The sequence below is a fragment of the Shewanella sp. SG41-4 genome (assembly GCF_014164505.1).
GTDB lineage: Bacteria > Pseudomonadota > Gammaproteobacteria > Enterobacterales > Shewanellaceae > Shewanella.
The window spans coordinates 1-2,821 of record NZ_JACJFI010000385.1 but is presented as its reverse complement, the minus strand read 5'-3'; the positions used below and the strand labels follow the sequence as shown (position 1 = coordinate 2,821).

The window sequence follows — 2,821 nt, the reverse complement described above, 5'->3', positions numbered from 1 at the left end:
CCACTTCCCACACTTGATTGATTAGATATGCTGCACATCAAATCTTCTTTAGATGGGTTTATCTGAAGCAACATGGATATATAACTCATGAATTGAGAGGCGTTATCTAAAAGCTCGTTAGTAATGGCCTTACTTCTGTCTACATCACAGTTGTAGCTTAACTCTCCTTGAGTAACCAACTGTTTAACTACTTCACCGGCTTGAAGGATATCTAAACGTAATAAAGCACTGATTTGCGAGAGCTTGAACTTATCCCATATAACTTGTTCAGCTAAGGGCCGCAATTGATTAACACTAAGTATCGACACTTGAATATCAAATCCATCAGGCACCTCTATGGAATTCGAGGTTGTTAATGACAGTTGATATGCGTCATTACAGCTATCAACCTCTAGCAGCCAATGAGTATTTATTAACTTATATTCTAATAATCTTAATGCGCGTCCTTTCTTTTCGTCTTGATCATCTTCTAACTTCGAGAATTCATGCGGTATAAATAAGCCCGTATTGTCTTCATTCACCCAAAGTTGAATCAGAGCATCAACACCAATGGCAGACCGATCACCACTCAAGCGCAACATAAACTCACTGTTTCTTGTTGAACGATGTTCATCACCTATTACCGCCTGTGTCATATTAGCTGAGCCAATATGCCAACTTGATATGTAATCATTCTCATCAACCACTAGTAGCTTTGCATGTAAGCTTAAATCATGCTCAAAAAATTGAGATTGCTCCATTTCTTCATTTTCTTCTGCATTGACCAAGTGTTCATTAAAGGCGTAACAATTCCACCCCAACAGAGCCTCTTCGCCGGCCATATCCAATTCTTCTTTTCGGCAAAATAGATAACGTTTTTCATTTTCAGTGAAGTCTTTCAACCAATCCAATGCATCTACTTTACTGCCACCGCGAATAAATGGAGATACTGCTAACATCGCCAAATTACTATGTGGAATATTGATAGGGCATTGCCGCTTGCCACCATCAAATATTGTTGATAGAAACTCTATATTCTGAATATTATTCGGTTTTTGCCATAAAACACGCAATAGTTCATCACTATCAATCACATCAGAAAAGTTTTCGTCAGATGCAGATTCATAAAGTTGATCAAAAAATGCTATTAATGGTTTATTGGTTGGCTTTCTTTTACCACGGGACTCACCATTAATTACAGCAGATAAATCCCAGCTTCGATCGAACGTCAGATTACGAGACAAAACAATTAAACGGTATTTAATGTTCGCATCCGAATCGGTACTTTTAAATCGAAGCAACCATAACTTTGGATGAAATGACGAAAAGGCAGAGTTGTCATTACCTGCATTGGGTACGACTGGAACTAAACTATTCTCCAATAAACCAAAGAGGCTATTGTATTTGTCGGGTAGCTTGATGTTTCCTTGTTGGTAAAACACGGTTAACTTATCACCTAAAGTAGCTAACGCATCAAGTAACGCTATACGCATATGCTCCACAGCACCTTCTAACGTATGCCCAAAACATATCGCAATAGGCACTGTGAGTAAGGTGTTTAAATCAAGACTATAAGTAGTCGCAATAGCATTAGTTAATTCATATCCTTTAGGCGCAATTAATTGTTCACCATAATCAACTCTATTTTTATCAGGCGCTAACATACAAACCCTCATGAATATCTTGAAGTATTATTTTTGCTGTTGGCCATCTAAATTCAAGTTTTCGCATGCCCACCCAGTCTTGCTGATCACTTAATGCTTTCTTTAATAAACATCGTGGACCTTTATTCGCTATAGCTTGCTGTTTGATACACTTGTCTAATTTATCTTCTGTTGCATTATTCATAATGAGATTGCACCACTGTTCAATAAATTGACGCGTTCTACTATTAGAATTTTTTTCTATACCAAAAGCACATAGATACCATTCATTGATACTTTCTAATTTAAATCGGTGACGATGTTTTTGTGCTTCCCTTAACCAGATTTGAAACTCTTCAACAAGTAGCCCTTGCGAAGCAGTATTGTTTGCCCTTTCAGCAATGAGTGAGTTGTAGCGGATATGCGCCCCTTCTAGTACAAAACAAAATTCAAGGGCTTTTTCTAAACAGCTTTTAGTCTGGCTTGAAATAGCAGAGCTTTTTAGCCATTGATATAATGCGTCAATTCTCCAAATACCACTTTCTAAAGCATCATCTAATTCTAAGGCTTTTTCTAATAACTTATGTTTGACTAATTGGGCTGGAATACTGTATTCAATATTTTTAGATAGGAGTAGCATATCTCGCAAAAATTCTGCTTCTGCTTTGCTTAATGCTATTGTGGCACTCTCTGACCAATTGGGATGATAATCTGTTGATTTTGTCATCATGCGTGCAAGGCTTGATAATTGTTCGTCATCATCAACATGGGCATCATTAGGATAATTGGCATATTGTTCAAACTGTTCTATAAAGTCTTTTAACGATACATCAGTTTTAGCTATACCAAACTGACGTAAACCATTCCAGTAAACTGACGAAGGTCGACGTGCCACCCCTTTTTCCAAACTATCTTTACCAATTATGCCATATGGCATATTTTCAGAATGATTTCTCACTAAATTTTTGGCTAATTGATTTTCTTGTTGCTGAATAAACTCAGCCAAAGGTAAATTACGTCGAACATTTAGGTCGAGTTGCCGATAGTCATAAAATAGATACGGGACTGATGCAAAGTATTTTGCTCGAGTCTGGATCGTTGAAAAACCTGGAAACAGTTTATCTGCAAAGGCACTCTTGATGAGTTAGGCATAGGGCAAATACGGGATGCATTTGCAGATAAACTGTTTCCAGGTTTTT

General features: G+C 37.4%; 2 protein-coding genes. Both read right to left on the bottom strand.

Annotated elements, in window-relative coordinates; genetic code table 11:
• Positions 1-1,643: phospholipase D family protein (locus tag H5202_RS19980; RefSeq protein WP_182773607.1), on the bottom strand; the 1,643-nt coding region annotated here is incomplete at its 3' end.
• A complete protein-coding gene (locus H5202_RS19975; RefSeq protein WP_443019450.1) occupies positions 1,630-2,763 on the bottom strand; it encodes a DUF6361 family protein in 1,134 nt (377 codons plus the stop codon). The genes H5202_RS19980 and H5202_RS19975, both read right to left, overlap by 14 nt.
• Positions 2,764-2,821: the final 58 nt, after the last annotated feature.